This window comes from Bacillus sp. S14(2024), from assembly GCF_050473785.1.
GTDB lineage: Bacteria > Bacillota > Bacilli > Bacillales > Bacillaceae_G > Bacillus_A > Bacillus_A yunxiaonensis.
The window spans coordinates 1091627-1112901 of record NZ_JBFLUP010000006.1 but is presented as its reverse complement, the minus strand read 5'-3'; the positions used below and the strand labels follow the sequence as shown (position 1 = coordinate 1112901).

Sequence of the window (21275 nt, the reverse complement as noted above, 5' to 3'; positions counted from 1 at the left end):
CTTCTTTCTTACTTTTTCACTTTCTGCGATTCAAAATATGCTTCTAAAATGCGCTTTCCAATCTTTTTATTCACCGGATTTTCTGTATCATTCACAACCCATGGTACAACAACAGAAAATGCAATTTCTGGATTGTCGTACGGTGCATACCCAACAAACGTTAAGTTGTAGCATTTGGGACTTTTTCCATCTGAACCAGATTTTCGCAGTTCCTTATCAGGACCATCATAGTAAATTTCGGCTGTTCCTGTCTTTGCTGCTGGCATATAGGGATTGTCTTGTCCAAAATTCGAATATCCTGTTCCCGGAGGCGCTTCCACTACCATACGAAATCCTTTTTGTATTTGCTTGAGATAAGAGCTATCTTTCATACCAATGCTGTTTAATACGACTGGTACATTAGATTGAACAACAGCACCTATTTCTCCTTCCTTCGTTGTTGGTTTACGAATTTCTTTCACATATTGTGGCTTTAATCGATATCCTCCGTTTGCAATCGTAGAAACATACTGTGCTAATTGCAGAGGCGTATATGTATCATACTGACCAATCGCAAGGTCTAATAAAAAACCTGGTTTATCAGCAAGCCCTTTTAAACCACTTGCTTCATTCGGTAAATCAATACCAGTTGGAACACCAAGCCCAAACTGACCAAATGAACTTCTCATCTTGCGAAATGCCTCTTCTTTTACATTCAACTTCATATTTGCTTTATAATCAGTCCCTGCAATTTTCATTGCTGTTTTAAACATATACGCATTGGACGATACTTGTAATGCTTGTAAATCCGTAATGTTCCCAAATACTTTATACGACTTTTTAACTGGTGTTTTATAAATTAAAATCTCCTCATCTAACAATGACGTACCAGGTTGAATGACCCCTTCTTGATACCCCGTAAATAATGTTGCCCCTTTTACAACAGACCCCATTGGATAAGAGCTCGTCATCGTTCCAAGTGCAAAGTCTTGTATTTGCTCCTCATTTTCGATAAACTGTTTTCCTGCCATAGACAAAATCTCACCATTCTTCGGATTCATCATAACGACAAACGCTCGGTCAATGAGACGTTCCCCATTTCGCTTCGCAACCTGTAATTCTTCTTCTATAATTTTTTCTACTTGCTTTTGCAATTCCATATCAATTGTTAAAGACAAATCTTTGCCACGTTCACCTTTAGAAAGATATATCGTTTCCATGATAGCACCGTTTTCATCTGTCACGTTTTTCACTTGCGATTTTTTACCCTGAAGGACATCTTCATGTACTTGCTCAATATAGCTTTTTCCTACTCGATCCGTCCGGTTATATCCTCGGGCAAGGTAATAATCCAGTCTCTCTTTCGGTAACCCTTCATTACTATTTGTAACACTGCCAAGTACCGTTCGAAACATATTTTCATATGGATAGCTGCGATCCCAATCACTTGTAATATCTACTCCGGGAAGTTCCGCTAACCTTTCGCTTACAATTGCATATTCTTGATCAGTCACCCCTTGATTTTTTATTGTTTGAGGAGTTAAAACATGTCCACCTTCCATTTGACGCTTAATCGCCAAAACCTCAATGTCTTCGGGAGTAAACTTTGCTAGCTCTTCTTCCGTAATACGTTCTAACTGTCTCTTATAAAGATCTTTATCACTAATTTTTTTGTCTTTTAGTAATTGTAAATCTTCTTTTGTTATTTTCTTTTCGGCCTGCTTTGGATTCAACTCTATCCAAAAATCCTTTTTATCACGCTCTGTAACTTTATCTATTGGCATTTCAATTAACTTCGCTAATTTCCTTGCAACTTCTAAACGATCTTCCTTTTTGGAACTTTTAGACCTCGTATAACTAATTGTTCGCAGCGGCTTATTTTCTACAATAACACGATGATAACGATCATATATTTTTCCCCGTGGCACAGAAACATTTGTCGTTACATTTTCTACCCTCGCCACTTCTTGCTTATAGCTCTCCCCCTTAATAATCTGTAAAAAACCTAAACGAAAAATAAGTGTTGAAAACGCTATAAACACCGCAAAAAACAGAAGATTCAGTCTAAGATTCGTATAATTTTTCTTTTCCTTCTTCGCCATCCCTCTCACCCTTTTCTTTTACGACAAGAACATCCATATAATATAATAAAATAGAAAAGTTTCCCAAACAACATTTTTTTACAATTCTAGAAAATAATAATTTTCAAATTTTATTTTTTGTATATTTCCACTATAATTATTGTTGACAATTTCGAAGTGGTAGTTTTACAATACAAAACATAGTTTATTTGAACGAAACATATAGGCATTGAAGGAATCATAGTAGTAGTTATATCCCTGTCTCAGAGAGCTGATGGTTGGTGGAAATCAGTACATATATAAACACGAATTACAATTCCAGAGCTTCTTTCTCGTAGTGAACCTTTCATGAAGGGAAAGACGGATCTTTCCGTTATCTTAAGAGAGTGGTAAACAGTCTTTTGTTTACAAATAGGGTGGTACCGCGATTTTTATGGTCCCTATCGGATTTCCGATAGGGCTTTTTTGCGTTCCCCCCTTTAAACAATTTCATATATACGCGTTGATAGAATAATAGTAGTGGCTTATATCCCTGTTTCAGAGAGCTGATGATTGGTGCAAATCAGTACATATATAAACATGAATTACAATTCTGGAGCTTCTTTCTCGTAGTGAACCTTTCATGAAGGAAAAGACGGATCCTTCCGTTATCCTAAGAGAGTGGTAAACAGTTTATTGTTTACAAGTAGGGTGGTACTGCGATTTTTATCGTCCCTATCGGATTTTCCGATAGGGATTTTTTCTATTTGCAGCAAAACAAATATTAAATAATTCGGAATTTTATGATAAAATTTTAGAAGCGCTTACATTTTTTTGAAAGGAGTGATGCGCATAAAAAAACAAATCCTAGCACTTTTTTACATAAAAGGAGGATATCTATATGACAAGAACAACAGAAATTCCATCACATTTAAAACCATTTGTATCAAAGCAGCATTACGACCAATACACACCTATTGATCACGCTGTATGGCGCTACATTATGAGACAAAATCATAACTTTTTAAAAGACGTTGCACATCCAGCATATGTAAACGGATTGCAGTCTTCCGGTATTAATATAGATGCCATTCCAAAAGTAGAAGAAATGAACAATTGTTTAGCACCGAGCGGCTGGGGAGCTGTTACAATTGACGGCTTAATTCCTGGCGTAGCATTCTTTGATTTCCAAGGACATGGTCTCCTGCCAATTGCGACAGATATTCGCAAAGTAGAAAATATTGAATATACACCAGCTCCTGACATTGTTCATGAAGCAGCTGGACATGCCCCAATTCTACTCGACCCTACATATGCAAAATATGTAAAGTTGTTCGGAAAGATTGGAGCAAAAGCTTTCTCTACAAAAGAAGAACACGAATTGTTTGAAGCAGTTCGTCAATTAACGATTGTAAAAGAAAGCCGTACATCTACTCCAGAAGAAATTATTGCTGCAGAGAAAGAAGTGGAAGAAAAACAAAAACATGTTTCTGGCCTATCAGAAGCCGAACAAATTTCCCGTCTTTTCTGGTGGACAGTGGAATACGGATTGATTGGCGATATACAAAATCCGAAAATTTACGGTGCTGGACTGCTTTCCTCTGTAGGTGAAAGCAAGCATTGTTTAACTGACGCTGTCAAAAAAGTACCGTTCTCCATTGAATCATGTATTCAAACGAGCTACGATGTAACAAAAATGCAGCCTCAGCTTTTTGTATGCGGCTCTTTCGAAGAACTGATTGAAGCGCTTGAAAAATTCTCAGAAACAATGGCATTCAAATCAGGCGGTACAAAAGGCTTAGATAAAGCACTGCGTTCTGAAAATACAGCGACAGTTACTTTAAACAGCGGATTGCAAATTACAGGAACACTAGTTGAAGTAGTAAAAGATGAAAGCGGTGAGGCTATTTATATAAAAACAGGTAGTCCAACTGCACTAGCTATCGATCATACACAATTACCAAATCATTCTACAACTGTGCACCAAGATGGGTTTGGTACACCAATCGGATTGTTACAAAATAATATCGCATTAGAATCTTGCACAGACGAAGAATTAAACACATTAGGAATCTCTGTTGGTAACAAAACTGAGTTTACCTTTACAAGCGGTGTACATGTGACAGGGACAGTAACCGACATTATTAGAAATGAGGAAAAAGTCGCCGTCATTTCATTTACAAATTGTACAGTCACTTTAAAGGACCGCTTATTATTCGATGCAGCATGGGGTACATTTGATATGGCAGTTGGTTCAGCAATTCCTTCTGTTTTCCCTGGTGCAGCTGATCCAGCAGCATTCTTCCCAATAGCAGAAGAAGAAGAAGTTATACCTGCACCGCGCACACGAACAGAGCTTGAAAAAATGTACGAAACTGTTCGCGATATTCGGAGCGAAGGTTCATTACACGAACAGCTTATAGAACAGCTTGTAGCAATCCATCACGTATTAGATAAGTTTTATGAAAAGGAATGGCTTCTGCGCCTTGAGATTTTAGAATTATTACTAGAGTATAAAGTGGAGATTCCAGAACGTGCAGCATTGTTTCAACAACTTTCTTCCTTTAAAAATAATGAAGAAGTTCAGCGTCTAATTAATAACGGGCTTGCCTTACTCCCAATAAAGGATGTGATAAACAATGCAACGATTAACTAACGAAGAAGTACAAGAAGAGTTAATGAAGTTGGATAAATGGACAATAAAAGACGAAAAATGGATTGAACGAAAATACATGTTCTCCGACTACTTAAAAGGTGTCGAATTTGTTTCTGAAGCGGCCAAACTATCAGAAGAACACAATCACCATCCATTTATCCTTATCCAGTATAAAGCAGTTATTATCACGTTGTCATCATGGAATGCAAAAGGTTTGACAAAACTTGATTTTGAAATGGCAAAACAGTTTGATGAGATGTTTTTGCAAAATGAAAAAGCAATTGTAAGATAACATGGAATGAACCAGCCAGAAACTTTTCTGCTGGTTCATTTCATATAGCTAAACATGTAGGAGGAACATAATTGAAACACCTCATTCAACTTTTCCTCGGTGCATTTGTTGCTTGGCTAATCATTAGTTTCTTCACAAACCATTACAATTCGGGTAGTTTATTTCTTTTCAGACTAGGTGCAATTTCTGGGTATCAAATTGGAAAGAACTAGAGATAGCATCTCGTACTTCGGCATATTGCTTCTCACATCGAAAAAAGACAAAAAGGAAGCCACTATTTAAGCTTCCTTTTTCTATCTCACACGAGAATGAATATGATACACTTCATTTTCCTACATAACAGATGTTCCAATCATGAACTATTTCAAATCAATTGTTGTGAAGTAGTACTAGTCTTTTTTCAATACTGTCGCTTTTAAGAAACGATCTACAAATCCTTCTGCTTTTACAACAAATAAGTAAAGGCCCATTGCTAATAATGCAAGATCTATTTCATATCCAGGATTTTTTCCGTCTCCTAATAAACCAGCTGACCATTTCACTTTTACAATTGCTCCAACTAAAATAAGTGCAAATAATAGTCCGACATATCTTACACCTAAACCGATAATTAAACAAATACCACCAACTAATTCTACTGTCGCAACGCCATATGCAAGACCGCCTGGTAAACCAATACTTGTAAACCAACCTGCTATGTTATCGATTCCTGCTTGGAACTTTGCTAAACCATGAGCAAAAAACGTAACTCCTAACACAATTCGAATAATTAAATTACCAATATATTGATTCATCGTTCGTTCTCCTTTATTGTTTTGTTATATGAAACTTTTATTTACAATACAAAACATACAATAAAATTTTTTATTCGTCAATTGATTTTTATTGAGAAAAAGTAAAAAAGATTTGCTATGATACAAATATCTGTTTAGAAAAAGGAGATCGAGCATTATGAATATTGGTTCGACAATACGTGAAATTCGGCAGCGCAGGGGTATTACAATTGCGCAAATTTGTGAAGGAACAGGGCTTTCTAAAGGATTTATGAGCCAAGTGGAGAACAATAAAACATCTCCATCTATTTCTACTCTAGAAACAATCGCTCATTTTTTAAATGTTCCTCTCCCTTATTTATTGTTAGAGCAAAAAGATCGCATGAAAATTGTAAAAAAAGAAGAACGGAAATATAGTATTTACGGAAAAGATCAACAAAAAATTGAGCATGTATCTGAACAAGGAGGACTGCGTTTATCATTAGTAGAAATTCCTCCCGGCTTTCCGAAAGAAAACACACCGAATGCTCATGAAGGGGAAGAATGTCATCTTGTCTTACGCGGAAAATTAGAGGTTCAACATGGAGAAGATATTGCCATTGTAGAAGAAGGGGATTCGTTTTCTTGGAGCGCTTGTGTACCACACATCGTTCGTAATATTGGTGATGAAGCTGCACTTCTTCTTATTTCAAGCCATGCTGAAAATCGAAAACATGTATATTGAAGCATTGTAAGCAAATTTGTTTGCAATGCTTTCTTTATGAAATAAACATATTTCTCTCTTCTATGTTCTTGTATAATATTCTTTATAAGGATAAATTTGGATTTTAAAGGTAGGAGAATACAGAATATGTACTATTTTATATCCCTCGCTTCGTTCGTACTTCTTGTCATTACACTGCAACTACAAAATCCTGTACTTGTTGCTATATGGATAGGATCTACACTTGTTTTACTATGGAAAAAAGCATATCAATCATTTGCAGTAACAAATATATTATTTGCCCTTGGTTTTGCTCTATACTTATTTGCAATGCATACGATTTCATTTCCCTCTAAAGAAACAACAATCTTAATAAGACGTCTTTGTCTACTGCTTGTCTTTATTCCATTTCTCACTGCTTCACGTCGATATAAACAGACATTCATGTCATATTGGCAAAAAACAAAATGGAAAAATACACTTTACGCTCCATTTATATGGAGAGGTCCTCAAGAAATCACAATACAACTGTTTCTCATCATTGCTATCAGCATCAATATTATTGTTTTTATACCATTTCTATTTTTAAAAGGACTACCCTATATTCAACATGTTTTTCTGTTTGCTATTTTATTTTCTATTATAAATGCGGTTTTAGAAGAATGGATTTGGAGAGGATTTTTACTTACAAATTTCACAAAACAAACGGGAGAAAAGTGGGCTGTTGTCCTAACCAGCGTCGGATTTGGCTTACAACATTATTCTCTAGGTTTTCCTTGGATTGTTTGTATTAGCTTTAGTATAGGTGGATTTTTTTATGGAGGAATTACCGTAAAAGCTAATAGTATCCTTCCAGCTGTTATATGGCACATTGCTCTGAATCTATTAATGGTATGCAGCGGGATGATTTTATAACTATCTTTTATATACTAAAATAAAAAGGAGCAGGTTATTATTTTCCTATCCCTGCTCTTCTCATTGAATAAACGAGAACATCCATATCATGAAATAACACCGTCTTCTCATAAACCATCCCTGTTTTTCTTGCCACAAAAATAGAAGCTGGATGATTGGGATTAATAAGAGAAATAAGTTTCTGAAGTTGAAGTACTTGAAAGCCGTAATCACGAAAAGCAGCTGCAGCTTCTTTCGCATATCCATTTCCCCAATACTTGGGAAGAAGCCAATATCCAATTTCAATTTCTTCTTTTCCATCGACACGCTGACGAACAAGTCCTGCATGACCGATTGGTTCTCCTGTCTCTCTATGTAACATCATGAATAAACCAAGTCCACGCTCATATCCTGGAAGAACCCAGCTTTCAAGACTTTTTTTGCATTGTTCATACGTTTTGGGAGTTCCTTTCCCAATGTAGCGAATCACTTGTTCGTTTCCCCATAAAGAAGCATAAAAATCTAAATCATCCATTGTATATTTACGAATTTGTAAACGGTTCGTGTGAAACACGGTCTTCCCCCTTTCTTGTCGATTCTCTTTCTATAACTGAAATAGGTAATTGTATTCGTTGCACACGTTCTCCTGTTGATTGTTTATGCAATAAAATGATAGCATTCTTCGCCATACTTGCAATCGAGGTATGGATGGTCGTTATATTAGGATTCATCATCATCGAAATTTCCTGATTATCGAATCCAATCACACCAAAATCTTTTGGAACACAAATTCCCATTCGCTGCGCTTCCATAATCACCCCTGCAGCTATTTCGTCACTACCTGTAAAAACTGCATCAGGAGCATTTTTCATGGATTGCATAGTATGTACAATGCGTTTCCCATCCTTTAATCCATAACAATTCGGAAATACCCATTCCTGTTGCAACGATAGTTTGTACTCACATAAAGCTTTTTTATATCCTTGGTATCTTTTCCGCTGCGCCTTACTTTTTAATGTATCGTAACAAAATCCAATGCGTGTATATCCTTTTTCTAAAAGATGCCTTGTTCCTAAATACCCCGCCTGTTCTTCATCAAATTGAACCGTTGATATCAATTCTGTTTCTACATGCTCATTGCATATAACAATTGTGCCTGAAGTTATTGCGCACTCTATCTCCTCTATTGGTAAAGAAAGTGTAGTAAAAATAAGCCCATCTAACTTCTTCGTTCTTACGTACTGTATAAACTCTCTTTCCCTTTTCATATCATAATTTGATTGTAATATCACAACATCATAACGATCTTCTTTTAAAATATCACTTATTTCTTGAATAAGTTGGCTAAAGAATGGATGATGTAAATTTGGTACTACTACACCGATTAAATTTGTTTGCAGACGCCGTAAATCTTTTGCTACTGCCACGGGAACATAATTCTTTTCATCAATAATCGCTTGCACTCTTTCTCTTAATTCTGTACGAACATACGGATGATGATTGAGTACACGGGAAACGGTCGCTTTAGAAACTCCAGCTAATTTAGCGATATCTTCAATTGTAAAAATCGTAAATCCCCCCTTGACCTGTAACGCATTTCAGAATGTACAGTATATAGTAAGTTATATATCTATTATAAATGAGGTGACCTTAAATATGGGAAAAATTCAAATTTTAGGAGAAACTATTAATGCAAAAGCAGTTGCCTTTGATAAGGATGGTACGTTATTTCAAGCTATCCCTTTTTGGTATGAAATTGATAGACTACGAAAATATAAATTTTTACAAATTGTTGGCGAAGGATACGAATCGCTTTGGGAAAAAGCAGTTGGCTTCGTACATCCTGATCAAGTTGATTTTAAAGGGTTACTAGCAGTTGCACCTGAAGAGGATGAAATAATTGTTACGGCAAGCCTGTTATATCAAATAACAAAATATCCATGGCATCGCTGTAAAGAAATTGCCGCTGCTATTTTTAAAGAAAGCGATGAAGAGTTATGCATTGAAAATGCTTTTCATCCGATTCAAGGAGCGGCTGACTGTATAACTTCCTTGCAAAGTGAAGGAATTTATACAGGGATTTTAACATCAGATACTAAATTACGAGCAAAAAAGTGTATAGAACTTCTTTCCGTACCACCTCTGCATTTTCTTCTTACTCCAGAAGATGTAACATGCGGAAAGCCGAACCCGGAGATGATTATAAAAACATGTAAACAACTTGGTATTCAAACAAATGAACTTATTATGATTGGAGATACTGTTGTTGATGTAAAAATGGCCAAAGATGCAGGCAGTATTGCTGTAGGGATTGCAAATCACGAACATGCAATAGAAGAATTAACACCATACGCTGATTTTATTATTACAGCTTACACCGATATTCAAGTTTTAACTAAAAAAACACAGTAGACAAAACTGTCTACTGTATTCATACCATAATTGATATATAGAAATCGAATCGGGCTATGTAGGATAAAGAATGTAAAAAACAGTGCTCATATGCTCCCAGCTTTGTTACACTCAGCACCCATTTCGCAGTATTTTCATCAAAAAAAGCTACTTAAAGATATATACTCTTTAAGTAGCTTTTCTATCTATAACATCTGTTCATGTTCGTTCTCCTCTAACTTGTCACGCAACTCTCTTGCACGGTAGAAAAAATAAAAAGAACCGCCTAAAAAAGCAGCAATCACACCCATCATGGCAAACATTTGCACCATTTCTTTGTGTCCATTTGGGAGTAATAAACCGAGCATCAAAAATGCACTTAGTGCTAACATGACTTGACCGAAACGAATATAATCAGCAATTTTTTGCTGTAATTCTTTCATTCTTTAATCACTCCTCCTTTTCACTGTATCATATTTTCATCGTTTCGTAGGCAAGTAAATACAACCAATGAGGGAGAAGTTTTCCAAAAGGAAAAGAGCCGCAATACACGCGGCTCTTTCTTTCATTACACACCTTTATATGCTTGCATATATACTTCTTTTAATTCTGAAATAAGCGGTAATTTCGGATTTGCTGTTGTACATTGATCTTCAAATGCTCGTTCAGAAAGTACATCAACAACCACTTCAAATGCTTCTTTTTCAACACCTTGACCAGCAACACTCATATTAATATTTAATTCTTTTCCAAGAGCGATAATGGCTTGTACTAATGATTCCACACCTTCTTCTACTGTGCTTGCTGGAAGGCCAAGCATTCTTGCGATATGTGCATAACGCTCATCTGCAACAAAGTACTCATATTTAGGGAATAGCGCATGTTTTCTCGGTTTAATTGCGTTATAGCGAATAACATGCGGCATTAAGATTGCATTAGCACGTCCGTGCGGAATATGAAACTCCGGTCCAATTTTATGTGCTAAGCTATGGTTAATACCAAGAAACGCATTGGCAAATGCCATCCCAGCAATTGCTGAAGCATTATGCATTTTTTCACGCGCCTCTTCGTCATTTCCATCTTTATATGCACGTGGTAAATATTTAAATACAAGATCAATTGCTTTTAAGGCTAATCCATCTGTATAATCGTTTGCCATAATAGATACGTACGCTTCAATTGCATGTGTTAATACGTCCATTCCTGTGTCAGCAGTCACATGCGGCGGTACTGTCATAACAAACTGCGGGTCAACGATTGCAACATCTGGTGTTAATTCATAATCAGCTAGCGGATATTTGATATTGTTCTTTTTATCTGTAATAACTGCGAATGGAGTAACTTCTGACCCTGTTCCAGATGTTGTCGGAATGGCAACAAACTGCGCTTTAGTTCCTAGTTTTGGATATTTACATGTACGTTTTCTAATGTCTAAAAACTTTTGTTTAATGCCAAAGAATTCTGTTTCTGGATGCTCATAAAATAGCCACATTCCTTTTGCTGCATCCATCGCTGATCCACCGCCAAGAGCAATAATCACATCTGGCTTGAAGCTTCGCATCATTTCCGCTCCTTTAAATACCGTTTCATCTGATGGATCTGGCTCTACTTCAAAAAATACTTCTACCTTTACATCGTTCATATGTTGACATAAATAATGCGTTACTGTATCAACATATCCAAGTTTCACCATTCCAGGATCTGTTACAATAAATGCTCGTGAAATGTTCGGCATTTTTGCTAAATATTGCGTTGCATGTTTTTCAAAATAAATTTTTGGTGGCAGCTTGAACCACTGCATATTCTTTTTTCTGTTTGCAAGTCTTTTTATATTCAGTAGATGTGTTGCCGTTACGTTTTGAGAAACAGAGTTCTTTCCGTATGATCCACATCCAAGTGTAAGTGATGGAATGAAAGCATTATATACATCACCAATTCCGCCGTGTGCTGACGGAGCATTTACAATAAGACGACATGCTTTCATACGTAGTCCAAACTGTTTTTGTACTTCTTTATTTGTAGAGTGAATGACTGCAGAATGCCCTAACCCGCCAAGCTCTAACATATTTTCACAATGTTGCAGTCCTTCTTCTAATGAATTTGCTTTTATACAAGCTAATACTGGACTTAATTTTTCACGAGATAACGGATAATCCGCGCCGACTCCTTTAATTTCAGCTACAAGCATCTTTGTGTCTTCAGGTACTGTAATCCCAACTAAAGCTGCAATATAATGAGCGGATTTCCCTACGATATCGCTATTTACTGCACATGTATTTTCATTAATAACAAGTTTCTCTAATTTTTTTCGTTCTTCTGCTGTTACAAAATAACAATTGTTCGCTACCATTTCTTGTTTCACATCATTATAGATTTCTTTATCTACAATAATTGCTTGTTCAGAAGCACAAATCATACCGTTATCAAATGTTTTCGATAAGATTACATCATTCACAGCTCGCTTCACATGTGCTGATTTTTCTATATAACAAGGAACGTTACCTGGTCCTACCCCTAAAGCTGGTTTACCAGTTGAATATGCTGATTTCACCATTCCTGCGCCTCCTGTTGCTAGAACAAGTGCCACCCCTTCATGATTCATAAGTTGCTTTGTCGCTTCAACAGAAGGTCTTTCGATCCATTGAATACAATTCTCTGGTGCCCCTGCTTTTACTGCAGCATCACGCACTGTTTTAGCAGCTGCGATAGAACATTGCTGCGCTGAAGGGTGGAATGCAAAAATAATTGGGTTTCTCGTTTTCATCGCAATAATTGCTTTAAACATCGTTGTTGAAGTTGGGTTTGTTACTGGTGTTACCCCAGCAACTACACCAACCGGCTCTGCAATTTCTATAACTTCCTCATGTGGATCCTCACGAATAATCCCCACTGTTTTATCGTTTTTTATACTATGCCAAATGTATTCAGTTGCGAAAATATTTTTGATACATTTGTCTTCATACACACCGCGGCCCGTTTCTTCAACAGCCATTTTTGCTAGTGGCATATGTTGGTCCACACCAGCAAGTGCCATTTCGTGTACAATGTTGTCAATTTGGTCTTGTGTAAATCCTTCCAATGCTTGTAAAGCTTTTTGACCGTTCTTTACTAACGCCTCAATCATCTCTGTTACTTCTTGCATTTCATTTACAACTTTCTCTTTGACTGCCATGTAATTTCCTCCTATTTCGCTTTTGGACACAATAAGTCCATTAGGGTCTTTAATTGTCCCTATTAGCTAAAAAAAATAGAACTACCTTTTCTACATGAATCTCATTGTTTGTGAAACATTTCACATAAATATGTGTAAAGTATCTTGTTTCATGTTCTTACTATACACGAGATATTTTTATTTGTGTGTGTCTAATTTGTGAAATATTTCACAAATTAGAATTATAAGAAACAAGCACTACTTCATTCAGTAGTGCTTGTTCCATTATGCTAATGCTCGTGCTAAATCTTCAATTAAATCTTCTCCGTCTTCAATTCCAACTGAAATACGAATTAATGTATCTGTAATTCCTAGTTCTGCACGGCGCTCTACTGGAATAGAAGCATGTGTCATTTGAGAAGGAATTGAAATTAGGCTTTCTACTGCACCTAGACTTTCAGCAAGTGTAAAGTACTGTACTTTCTCAAGGACAGCGTTTAATGTTTCTTTACTATCTACATCAAATGAAATAATTGCGCCATAACCATTTGCTTGCTCTGCTGCTAAGTCATGATTATAGTGACTGCTAAGTCCTGGATAATACACTTTGTTTACTTTCGAATGATTTTGTAAGAACTCAGCGATTGCACGGGCATTTGCCTCATGCTCTTCCATGCGTACTCCTAACGTTTTTAAACCACGTAGTAATAAGAAGCTATCTTGTGGTCCTAAAATACCACCCGTTGAATTTTGTACGAAATGAAGCTCCTCTGCTAATTCTGCACTATTTACAGCTACTACTCCAGCGACAACATCACTATGACCACCTAAATATTTTGTTGCACTATGAAGTACAATATCTGCACCAAGGGAGATCGGTGTTTGCCAATACGGTGTCATAAATGTATTATCAACAATTGTTAATAAGCCTTGTTCTTTAGCCAGTGCTGCAATTTGTTTAATATCTGTAATTTTTAAAAGCGGATTCGTCGGTGTTTCTACATAAATCGCTTTTGTATTTGGAAGAATTGCTTCTTTTACCGTTTCTAAGTTTGTTGTATCAACAAATGTATGTTCAATTCCAAAACGATTTAATACTTTTGACATGACACGGTATGTTCCGCCGTATACATCATCTGTTAAAACAACATGATCCCCTTTAGAGAAAAGCATCATCACTGCTGTAATTGCTGCCATACCTGATCCAAATGCAAATCCTGCATGACCATTTTCAAGAACAGCAATTGTTTCTTCAAGGGCTGCACGAGTTGGATTTCCCGTACGTGAATATTCGTACCCTTTATGATTCCCTACACCTTCTTGTTTGTACGTACTCGTTTGATAAATTGGTACTGTTACAGCTCCAGTTGAAGGTTCTCCGATATGAATACCATGAATTAATTTTGTTTTTTTTCTCATTTTTATTCCCATCCTTTGTATATGTCCTTACTCAAATAGCGTTCACTGCTATCTGGAAAAATTGTTACAATATTTGTACCTGGCTTTGCTTTCTCTGCTTCTAATAAACTTGCGTGAAGCGCTGCACCCGAAGAACTACCAACAAGAAGTCCTTCTTTTTGTGCCAATTGTTTCACACGTGAGAATGCATCACGATCTGAAATCGTATGAACGGTATCAAAATATGATGGATTCAGAAACGGTGGTATAAATTCAAGTCCAATTCCTTCTGTTTCATGAGAGCCGGCTTCGCCCCCATTTAAAATTGAGCCTTCTGGTTCAACAATTACTGTTTTAATCTGTTGACTTTGCTCTTTTAAATATGACGCTGTTCCCATAAATGTTCCACCGGTACCAGCACCAGCGACAAATATGTTAATGTTTCCGTCTAGTGCTTCCCACAGTTCAGGACCTAATGTTTTATAATATGCACGTGGATTTGCTTCATTAGCAAATTGACATGGAGAATATGAATTTGGAATTTCTTTAAGAAGCTCTTCTGCTTTTGCAATAGCACCTGTCATACCTTTTGAGGTTGGTGTATGAACAATCGTTGCCCCAAGAGCTTTCATAAGTTCTTGTTTTTCAATACTAAATTTCTCTGGAACGCAAACGATAACATGTAAATTATGCTCAAGTGCTGCAAGTGCCAGTCCAATTCCTGTATTGCCAGCTGTCGGTTCAATAATTGTTCCACCTGGCGTAACAAGCCCCTTAGCAAGAGCATCCTCAATTAATTCTCGCCCTAACCGATCTTTTACACTTCCTCCTGGGTTATAGAACTCAAGCTTCGCAAAAAGCCGAACACCTTCTGGAAGTAAAAAATGCGTAATTTCAACAAGCGGTGTATGTCCGATTAGGTCATGAACACTGCGATACACTTTCATCGTATTTCCTCCTTACCTAATACCTCAAAAGAAAAAGGCAACTGTATGTATATCTTATATATGAAACAGTTGCCTTTTTGCTACATTACTTTAACTCTTCTAATACTTTTACAATAAAGTTTGTAGAATGAAGAGCTGCTTGATCTAAAAATTGGTCGAACGAAATATCCGATTCCTTACCAGCAATATCAGAAAGTGCTCGAATGATTACAAATGGCACTTTATATTGATAACAAACTTGTGCAACTGCTGCTGCTTCCATTTCTACTGCATACAGATCAGCAAATTTCTCACGAACAAATGCAACGCGGTTTGGATCGCTCATGAAAGAATCTCCAGTTGCAATCATACCTTTTACAACTTGAATGCCATCTGCTGTTTGCATACATTTTTCAGCTAATGCAACAAGTTCTTCATCCGCTGGAAACCCTGCCGGCATTCCTGGTACTTGACCATATTCATAGTCAAACGCCGTTACATCTACGTCATGATGACGAACTTCTGTTGAAATCACAACATCCCCTACATTTAAAGAATGATGGAATCCACCAGCTGAACCTGTATTAATAATTTTTTCAGGCTTATAACGCTCTAATAAAATCGTTGTTGACATTGCTGCATTTACTTTACCAATACCAGACTTCAGTAAAATCACTTCATGACCTGCTAGTGTACCCTTCGTAAACTCGCAACCTGCAACTGTTTCCGTTTCTGCTTGCTCTAACTTGTCACGTAAAATACGTACTTCTTCTTCCATTGCTCCGATTACAGCAATTCTCAAACTAATCCCTCTTTCTATTGCTTCGTTGCCTCCATTACCCAAACAAAATGATTCATACGGGTGAACGTGACTTGAAAGCTATTGTTTTCAAAAATAGATTGCATGACTGGAATACGTGTATAATATTCCGTTTGTAAATCATTTGCTAACTGATGAAATCCTTGCTCTTGTGCAGATTCAACAGTTTTATCATATGCTTCTTGATCTACAAATATCGTGTCAGCAAACACTATTTTACCACCTTTATTTAGCAATTGACTATACTTCGCAATTGCAACATTTTTTTCTTCATCTGTTAAGTGGTGAAAAGCATACGTGCTAACAATCGTATCAACATGCGAAGGAGCAACAAAGTTTAGAAAATCACCTTCTATAATCGATACATCTTGCGGAAGTTTTTGTTTCGCAATCGCCCGCATTTCTTGTGACGGTTCTATACCATAAACATTGTAACCGGCAGCTAATAATCTATTTGTTAAGTTGCCAGTACCAACACCAAATTCCAAAACATTTCCAAAAGATTTATTTACTACATCCTCTAAAATCTCCTCATAATGAGCGAAAACTTCCTTATATTGTATATCTTCGCCCTGTACGAAAGAATCATACGTATGAGCCCATTCATCGAATAGTTCATTAAATTCTGTACCCATAAAAATTCCCCTTTTTCTTATCGGATTTATCAGTATAATATGCCTTATACGCTAAAAAGTCAACAAAAATGCACATGGTATTTCTTAGCCTTCTTTGATACACTAAATTATGAACATGCGGAAAGAGGTGTGCTTCATGTCGTTTACATTTGAAATGATGGAAGATAAAGTTGAATTTTTTGAAGCAGCTAGCTTAGCATCGCTAGAAAAGAAAATCAATGAACAAATCGATAATAATAAGGCACTTATGATGGAAGTGCATCACGTTTCACATCAAATGATTATGGATCCTGAAAGCAAACGACCATATTATAGCGCTGTTGTTCATTTTAAATTGAAAAAATTACGCTAAAAAAGAGAGAGGCTTTATCACCTCTCTCTTTTTTAATTTAGGGTTTGAACAAGCGTTGGTTTCCAGCCCTCATTTTCTACCCAATCAATATTTACTTGATATTTTTTACCTGTTTGTTTATCTGTTACTTTACCATATGCTTTCTGTTTCCCATTATTTCCAATACGGTTAAGCACCAACTGATCTGCTGGGATATCAGTTGCATACGCAATCGCCTTTATCATCTCATTCCAATCAGTACTTCCTTTTTGGAATGTCATTGCTGGTGATTGACCTTGCTCTGTACCAACTGGCTTCCAAGCTGGCTTTGTATACGCTTCTGTCGCTGTTGCAATTGTTTTCTCTGCGGATACTTTTTCATTTTCTTTTGCTTTCGCTTCTTCTTCCGCTTTCTTCTTTGCTTCTTCGTCTTTTTTCTTTTGCTCCGCTGCTTTCGCGTCTTCTTTCTTCTTAGCTGCTGCTTCTTTTTCTTTTTCAGTTTGCTGCGTTACCTTTTTATCACTAGACGCAACTTGCTCTGTTTTATCAGAAGTAAAGAATAATTGATATGCTACAATTATTACCGCTAATAACACGATACCAATTGCAATATTCAAAACACCATTTTGACGACGCCTTTGTTGTTTTTGTTGAAATCTAGTTCCTGCCATCATTCAAACCTCCATGACATTTTTCATACTTGTTATTGTAACATCAAATGCACAAAGGTTGAAGGAGTAGGGCTACTTTTTCACAAAATGAAAATATTTCTTATCAATTTCTCTTGTTTTCCCACTTAGCAATGGATTCCACATAATCAGCAAAAATGTGTGTTACGATATTGTCTTTCCTATTCGTTTCTAAATCAACAACAACTAAAGCATAGCGAGGGTTTTCATACGGAAAATAACCAGCGAACCACCGATTTTCACGATTCTCTTTCCCTGTTTGTGCAGTTCCTGATTTCCCTGCTATTGTAAATGGTAATGATTGATAGGCGGAACCTGTACCATTCGATGACGTTACAACACCTCTTAACAATTGCTGCATTTGCTTTATCGTATTTTTTTTGAGTGTTTTCCCTCGTAGTAGATGATCCTCAAAATGAAATAATTTCGTTCCATTTTTATATGTAATGCTCCGCACAGCTTTCACTTCTTTCTTCTCGCCCCCTCTTGCAATTGTTGCCATCATATTGGCGACAGCTAGCGGTGATAACCGAACATCTTTTTGACCGATTGCAGTTTGTGCAATTGCTTTTCGAACCGTTTTATCTCTTTCATCACGCCAAATTGTTCCCTCTTTTTCTTCTATGAGCTGCTGCAATGAAGATGTATGAAAAATAGATCCTTTCCATCCAACGCTGTTTGCTGCCCCTAACGCGTCTACATACTTCTCAATCACCATTCTATCTTTTTGTAAGAGTTCACGCCCAAGCACTGCAAACGTGCGATTACAGCTGCGAGCAAAGCTTTCTGTAAAAGATAGCTTCCCCATCAACCTATCTGCTTTCCCTTCTCCGTAAAGATCCATATCGCAGTCAAATCTTCGCTTTGCTGTAAGTATTCCTTCCTCAATAGCAGCAGCTGCAATGACAGTTTTAAAAACAGACCCTGGAAAATGTGGAATAAGCATTTGATTACTTGCACCTTGCTTATACGCTTCCTTGTTGTTTGTATGTAAAGACGGCTTACTCACCATTGCTAAAATTTCATTTGTTTGAATATCAAGTAATATAAGACCGCCTTTTACAAGTTTGTACTGATTGATAAGTTCCTCCGCTCTCACTTGTAAACTTTTATCCAATGTTGTTTCTATAACAAGTGGATAAAAAGGATTAGCAGGATATGTATACTTAACTTTTTTCCCGAAAATTGGTTCTCCTTGCCCATCAACATGATATAGTATTTTTGCTTCTCCATCTGATAATAAAAACTCATCAAACGAGCGTTGCAGCCCTGAAATACCGATTGGTGTTTTCTTCTTTTCTCTTTCCCCATACCGCTTTACAAACTGCTCCTCATTTTCTCCAGTAATGCCGATGAGATGCTCAGCTATAATACCATTTTGCTTCAATCTTGCATGGGCTGCCAAAATACCTGGAATCTTTAAATGGTTAATTTGCTGCATTTGTTCTTTCGTTAATTTCAACGGCTTTTCATCTTGCTGAAATATAACGGGCTTGTTTGCTATTCGTATTTGCTGCTCTAATTCTTTCTCTCGTACTCCGATGATATTGGCAATCTTGTGCACCGGCCAATTCGTACTTCGCAATAATGGAAATAAAATTAAAACCGTCTGATTATCATCCACCAGCTCTTTACCGTTTCGATCAGTAAAACGGCCACGCCCATCGTCTACAATAACTGCCTGTGTACGCTGAGCAACGCTTTTTTCAATTAAATTAATATGTTTATCTGTAAACGACTCCGTTTTCACAAGCTGGATTTGTATTAAACGGCCAAGTAATATAAACATCATACACATAAAAGCTGCTAAAATTATGATAATTCGCTGCTGCATTTTCATAAAAAAACACCTCGTCTTTCATTGTTGACGAGGTGTAATTCTTTTTATACAAACAGACAGAAGAATTTGATATTGTAAAGGTTCTCTTTATCCTGCTATTCGCGGGCAGTAAAACCCCCTACTGATAGAAGTTTCACTTTATTTCCCATGGATTTTAAGATGAGGTATACGAATCACAATAATAAAAAGCTAACTCACCATACGATGAGTTAGCTTTTTATGTTTTACTTTACAGAAACGATTTTTACGCGCATATCTCCGCCTGGCGTTTGTACGATTACTTCTTCGCCAATTTGCTTACCCATTAAGCTCTTCGCGATTGGAGAATCGTTAGAAATTCTGCCTTCAAATGGATCAGCTTCCGCGCTACCGACGATTGTATATGCTTCTTCCTCACCACTTGGTAATTCTTGAAAAACAACAGTTTTACCAAGCGTTACAACTGTAGAATCTTCACCGTTATCTTCAATAATAACTGCATTGCGAATCATGTTTTCAAGCTGTGTAATACGACCTTCTACGAATGCTTGCTCGTCTTTTGCTGCATCATACTCAGAGTTCTCAGAAAGATCACCAAAGCTGCGCGCAATTTTAATACGCTCTACAACTTCTTTACGTCTTACTGTTTTTAATTGTTCAAGTTCATGTTCTAATTTTTGTTTTCCCTCAAGTGTCATAGGGTAAGTTTTTTCTGTTGCCATGTTTTCCACTCCTTTTATATACCAATCCCCCGAAAAAAAGAGGAGTTCCATATGAAAACTCCTCCGCCTTATGAAATAGCGAAGGTTTCTAGTACGCTTAGCACTAGCGGAGTTGTCACATACAACCCCGTATTTTTTCCCAATTCTTCCTTATCCCACTATTCGCGGGCAGTGGACCCCCACCTCAAAATCCAAAGGAAAGCGAGGAAGGTAGGTTGCCCGTTAACCTCCCACTGGTGGAAGTTCCACTTTATATAAAGAAGATATGTATGGAAAGTTAATATAAATATGCCCTCACCTAGATGGGGGTGAGGTTGGCATGTTTCATTGTATTCGATAGAAAGGGGAAAAATCCCTTCCTATCGTACATCTTTTACTATGCTATTACAAATTCACTTTTTCTTCAAGAATTGTTGCAATTTTTGTGACCATAATATCAATCGCAACATGATTTTGTCCACCTTCTGGAATAATAATATCTGCAAATTTCTTAGAAGGCTCAATAAATTGATTGTGCATTGGACGCACAACATTTACATATTGTTCAACAACAGATTCCATCGTACGGCCGCGTTCTTTAATATCTCGCTCCATACGGCGTAAAATGCGAAGGTCAGCATCTGTATCAACAAACACTTTAATATCCATTAAATCGCAAAGACGTGGATCTTCTAAAATAAGAATTCCCTCTAGAATAATTACATCTTTCGGTTCTACTGGAATAATTTCTTCCGAGCGTGTATGCAATGTGTAATCATATACAGGCTTCTCAACCTGCTTATACGCAAGCAACTGATGCAAGTGCTCAATTAACAAGTCATTATCAAATGCTAACGGATGATCATAATTTGTTTTTAAGCGCTCCTCCATTGGCAAATGACTTTGATCTTTATAATAATAATCTTGCTCTAAGATTAAAATAGAATGACCTTGAAACTGATCAAAGATTGCTTTTGTTACACTTGTTTTACCTGATCCTGAACCACCAGCGATTCCAATTACAACAGGCTTGTTCGTCCCCATTCAACTACCACTC

General features: G+C 36.8%; 21 protein-coding genes and 2 other annotated features. Of the genes, 7 read left to right on the top strand and 14 right to left on the bottom strand.

Annotated features, from left to right (window positions below; translation table 11 throughout):
* Positions 1-8 precede the first annotated feature (8 nt).
* Positions 9-2081 carry a peptidoglycan D,D-transpeptidase FtsI family protein gene (locus tag AB1279_RS05895; RefSeq protein WP_429758148.1) on the bottom strand — a complete coding sequence of 691 codons (2073 nt, stop codon included), beginning with the start codon at positions 2079-2081 and terminating at the stop codon, positions 9-11.
* Between the two features lie 199 nt (positions 2082-2280).
* Positions 2281-2505: a binding site (T-box leader), on the top strand.
* Between the two features lie 48 nt (positions 2506-2553).
* Positions 2554-2779: a binding site (T-box leader), on the top strand.
* A 161-nt stretch (positions 2780-2940) separates the two neighbouring features.
* Between AB1279_RS05895 and AB1279_RS05890 the strand changes: the two genes are divergently transcribed.
* The 3 genes from AB1279_RS05890 (at position 2941) to AB1279_RS05880 (ending at position 5199) form a co-directional block, all read left to right on the top strand.
* The gene (locus AB1279_RS05890; RefSeq protein WP_429758147.1) at positions 2941-4695 is read left to right on the top strand and encodes an aromatic amino acid hydroxylase; all 1755 of its coding nucleotides are present in this window, start codon (positions 2941-2943) and stop codon (positions 4693-4695) included.
* Complete coding sequence (locus AB1279_RS05885; protein ID WP_429753789.1) at positions 4679-4987, top strand: 4a-hydroxytetrahydrobiopterin dehydratase; 309 nt, start codon at positions 4679-4681, stop codon at positions 4985-4987. Before AB1279_RS05890 ends, AB1279_RS05885 begins: the two co-directional genes overlap by 17 nt.
* A 71-nt stretch (positions 4988-5058) precedes the next feature.
* Positions 5059-5199 carry a tRNA U-34 5-methylaminomethyl-2-thiouridine biosynthesis protein gene (locus AB1279_RS05880; RefSeq protein WP_429758146.1) on the top strand — a complete coding sequence of 47 codons (141 nt, stop codon included), beginning with the start codon at positions 5059-5061 and terminating at the stop codon, positions 5197-5199.
* 177 nt (positions 5200-5376) lie between these two features.
* Here AB1279_RS05880 and AB1279_RS05875 read toward each other — a convergent pair whose 3' ends face one another.
* On the bottom strand, positions 5377-5781 hold the full coding sequence (locus AB1279_RS05875; protein WP_429753788.1) for a DoxX family protein: 405 nt from the start codon (positions 5779-5781) through the stop codon (positions 5377-5379).
* A 157-nt stretch (positions 5782-5938) separates the two neighbouring features.
* On the opposite strand from AB1279_RS05875, the gene AB1279_RS05870 reads away from it, so the two are divergent.
* Positions 5939-6484 (top strand): helix-turn-helix domain-containing protein, encoded by a 546-nt coding sequence (locus tag AB1279_RS05870; protein WP_429758145.1) that lies wholly within the window; start codon positions 5939-5941, stop codon positions 6482-6484.
* Between the two features lie 126 nt (positions 6485-6610).
* Positions 6611-7378, top strand: coding sequence for a CPBP family intramembrane glutamic endopeptidase (locus AB1279_RS05865; protein ID WP_429758144.1), 768 nt, complete (start codon positions 6611-6613; stop codon positions 7376-7378).
* Between the two features lie 37 nt (positions 7379-7415).
* On the opposite strand, the gene AB1279_RS05860 is transcribed toward AB1279_RS05865, so the two are convergent.
* On the bottom strand, positions 7416-7931 hold the full coding sequence (locus AB1279_RS05860) for a GNAT family N-acetyltransferase (protein WP_429758143.1): 516 nt from the start codon (positions 7929-7931) through the stop codon (positions 7416-7418).
* Positions 7900-8907, bottom strand: a complete 1008-nt coding sequence (locus AB1279_RS05855; protein ID WP_429754436.1) for a LacI family DNA-binding transcriptional regulator — start codon at positions 8905-8907, stop codon at positions 7900-7902. The genes AB1279_RS05860 and AB1279_RS05855 overlap by 32 nt, the downstream gene beginning before the upstream one ends.
* A 106-nt stretch (positions 8908-9013) precedes the next feature.
* Here AB1279_RS05855 and AB1279_RS05850 point away from each other — a divergent pair, with 106 nt between their 5' ends.
* Positions 9014-9769: an HAD family hydrolase gene (locus tag AB1279_RS05850; RefSeq protein WP_429758142.1), complete on the top strand. Its 756-nt coding sequence runs from the start codon at positions 9014-9016 to the stop codon at positions 9767-9769.
* Positions 9770-9954: 185 nt separating this feature from the next.
* On the opposite strand, the gene AB1279_RS05845 is transcribed toward AB1279_RS05850, so the two are convergent.
* The 6 genes from AB1279_RS05845 to AB1279_RS05820 all read right to left on the bottom strand — a co-directional run bounded on the left by AB1279_RS05845 (position 9955) and on the right by AB1279_RS05820 (position 16678).
* Positions 9955-10191, bottom strand: coding sequence for a YrhC family protein (locus AB1279_RS05845; RefSeq protein ID WP_429758141.1), 237 nt, complete (start codon positions 10189-10191; stop codon positions 9955-9957).
* 125 nt (positions 10192-10316) lie between these two features.
* Positions 10317-12920 (bottom strand): bifunctional acetaldehyde-CoA/alcohol dehydrogenase, encoded by a 2604-nt coding sequence (adhE, locus tag AB1279_RS05840; RefSeq protein WP_429758140.1) that lies wholly within the window; start codon positions 12918-12920, stop codon positions 10317-10319.
* 264 nt (positions 12921-13184) lie between these two features.
* Positions 13185-14318: a bifunctional cystathionine gamma-lyase/homocysteine desulfhydrase gene (locus tag AB1279_RS05835; RefSeq protein WP_429758139.1), complete on the bottom strand. Its 1134-nt coding sequence runs from the start codon at positions 14316-14318 to the stop codon at positions 13185-13187.
* 2 nt (positions 14319-14320) lie between these two features.
* The gene (locus AB1279_RS05830) at positions 14321-15244 is read right to left on the bottom strand and encodes an O-acetylserine dependent cystathionine beta-synthase (RefSeq protein WP_429758138.1); all 924 of its coding nucleotides are present in this window, start codon (positions 15242-15244) and stop codon (positions 14321-14323) included.
* A gap of 85 nt (positions 15245-15329) precedes the next feature.
* Entirely contained in the window at positions 15330-16025 is a 696-nt protein-coding gene (gene mtnN / locus AB1279_RS05825; protein ID WP_429758137.1) for a 5'-methylthioadenosine/S-adenosylhomocysteine nucleosidase, read from the bottom strand.
* A gap of 14 nt (positions 16026-16039) precedes the next feature.
* Entirely contained in the window at positions 16040-16678 is a 639-nt protein-coding gene (locus AB1279_RS05820) for a class I SAM-dependent DNA methyltransferase (RefSeq protein ID WP_336481756.1), read from the bottom strand.
* A 136-nt stretch (positions 16679-16814) separates the two neighbouring features.
* On the opposite strand from AB1279_RS05820, the gene AB1279_RS05815 reads away from it, so the two are divergent.
* Positions 16815-17030 carry a YrzA family protein gene (locus AB1279_RS05815; RefSeq protein WP_429758136.1) on the top strand — a complete coding sequence of 72 codons (216 nt, stop codon included), beginning with the start codon at positions 16815-16817 and terminating at the stop codon, positions 17028-17030.
* 32 nt (positions 17031-17062) lie between these two features.
* On the opposite strand, the gene AB1279_RS05810 is transcribed toward AB1279_RS05815, so the two are convergent.
* From AB1279_RS05810 to udk, 4 genes are all read right to left on the bottom strand, one after another.
* Complete coding sequence (locus AB1279_RS05810; protein ID WP_429758135.1) at positions 17063-17683, bottom strand: YrrS family protein; 621 nt, start codon at positions 17681-17683, stop codon at positions 17063-17065.
* Between the two features lie 100 nt (positions 17684-17783).
* Entirely contained in the window at positions 17784-19538 is a 1755-nt protein-coding gene (locus AB1279_RS05805; RefSeq protein ID WP_429758134.1) for a peptidoglycan D,D-transpeptidase FtsI family protein, read from the bottom strand.
* A 224-nt stretch (positions 19539-19762) separates the two neighbouring features.
* Positions 19763-20239 carry a transcription elongation factor GreA gene (greA, locus tag AB1279_RS05800; protein ID WP_429753774.1) on the bottom strand — a complete coding sequence of 159 codons (477 nt, stop codon included), beginning with the start codon at positions 20237-20239 and terminating at the stop codon, positions 19763-19765.
* 384 nt (positions 20240-20623) lie between these two features.
* Complete coding sequence (gene udk, locus AB1279_RS05795; protein ID WP_336481761.1) at positions 20624-21262, bottom strand: uridine kinase; 639 nt, start codon at positions 21260-21262, stop codon at positions 20624-20626.
* Positions 21263-21275 lie beyond the last annotated feature (13 nt).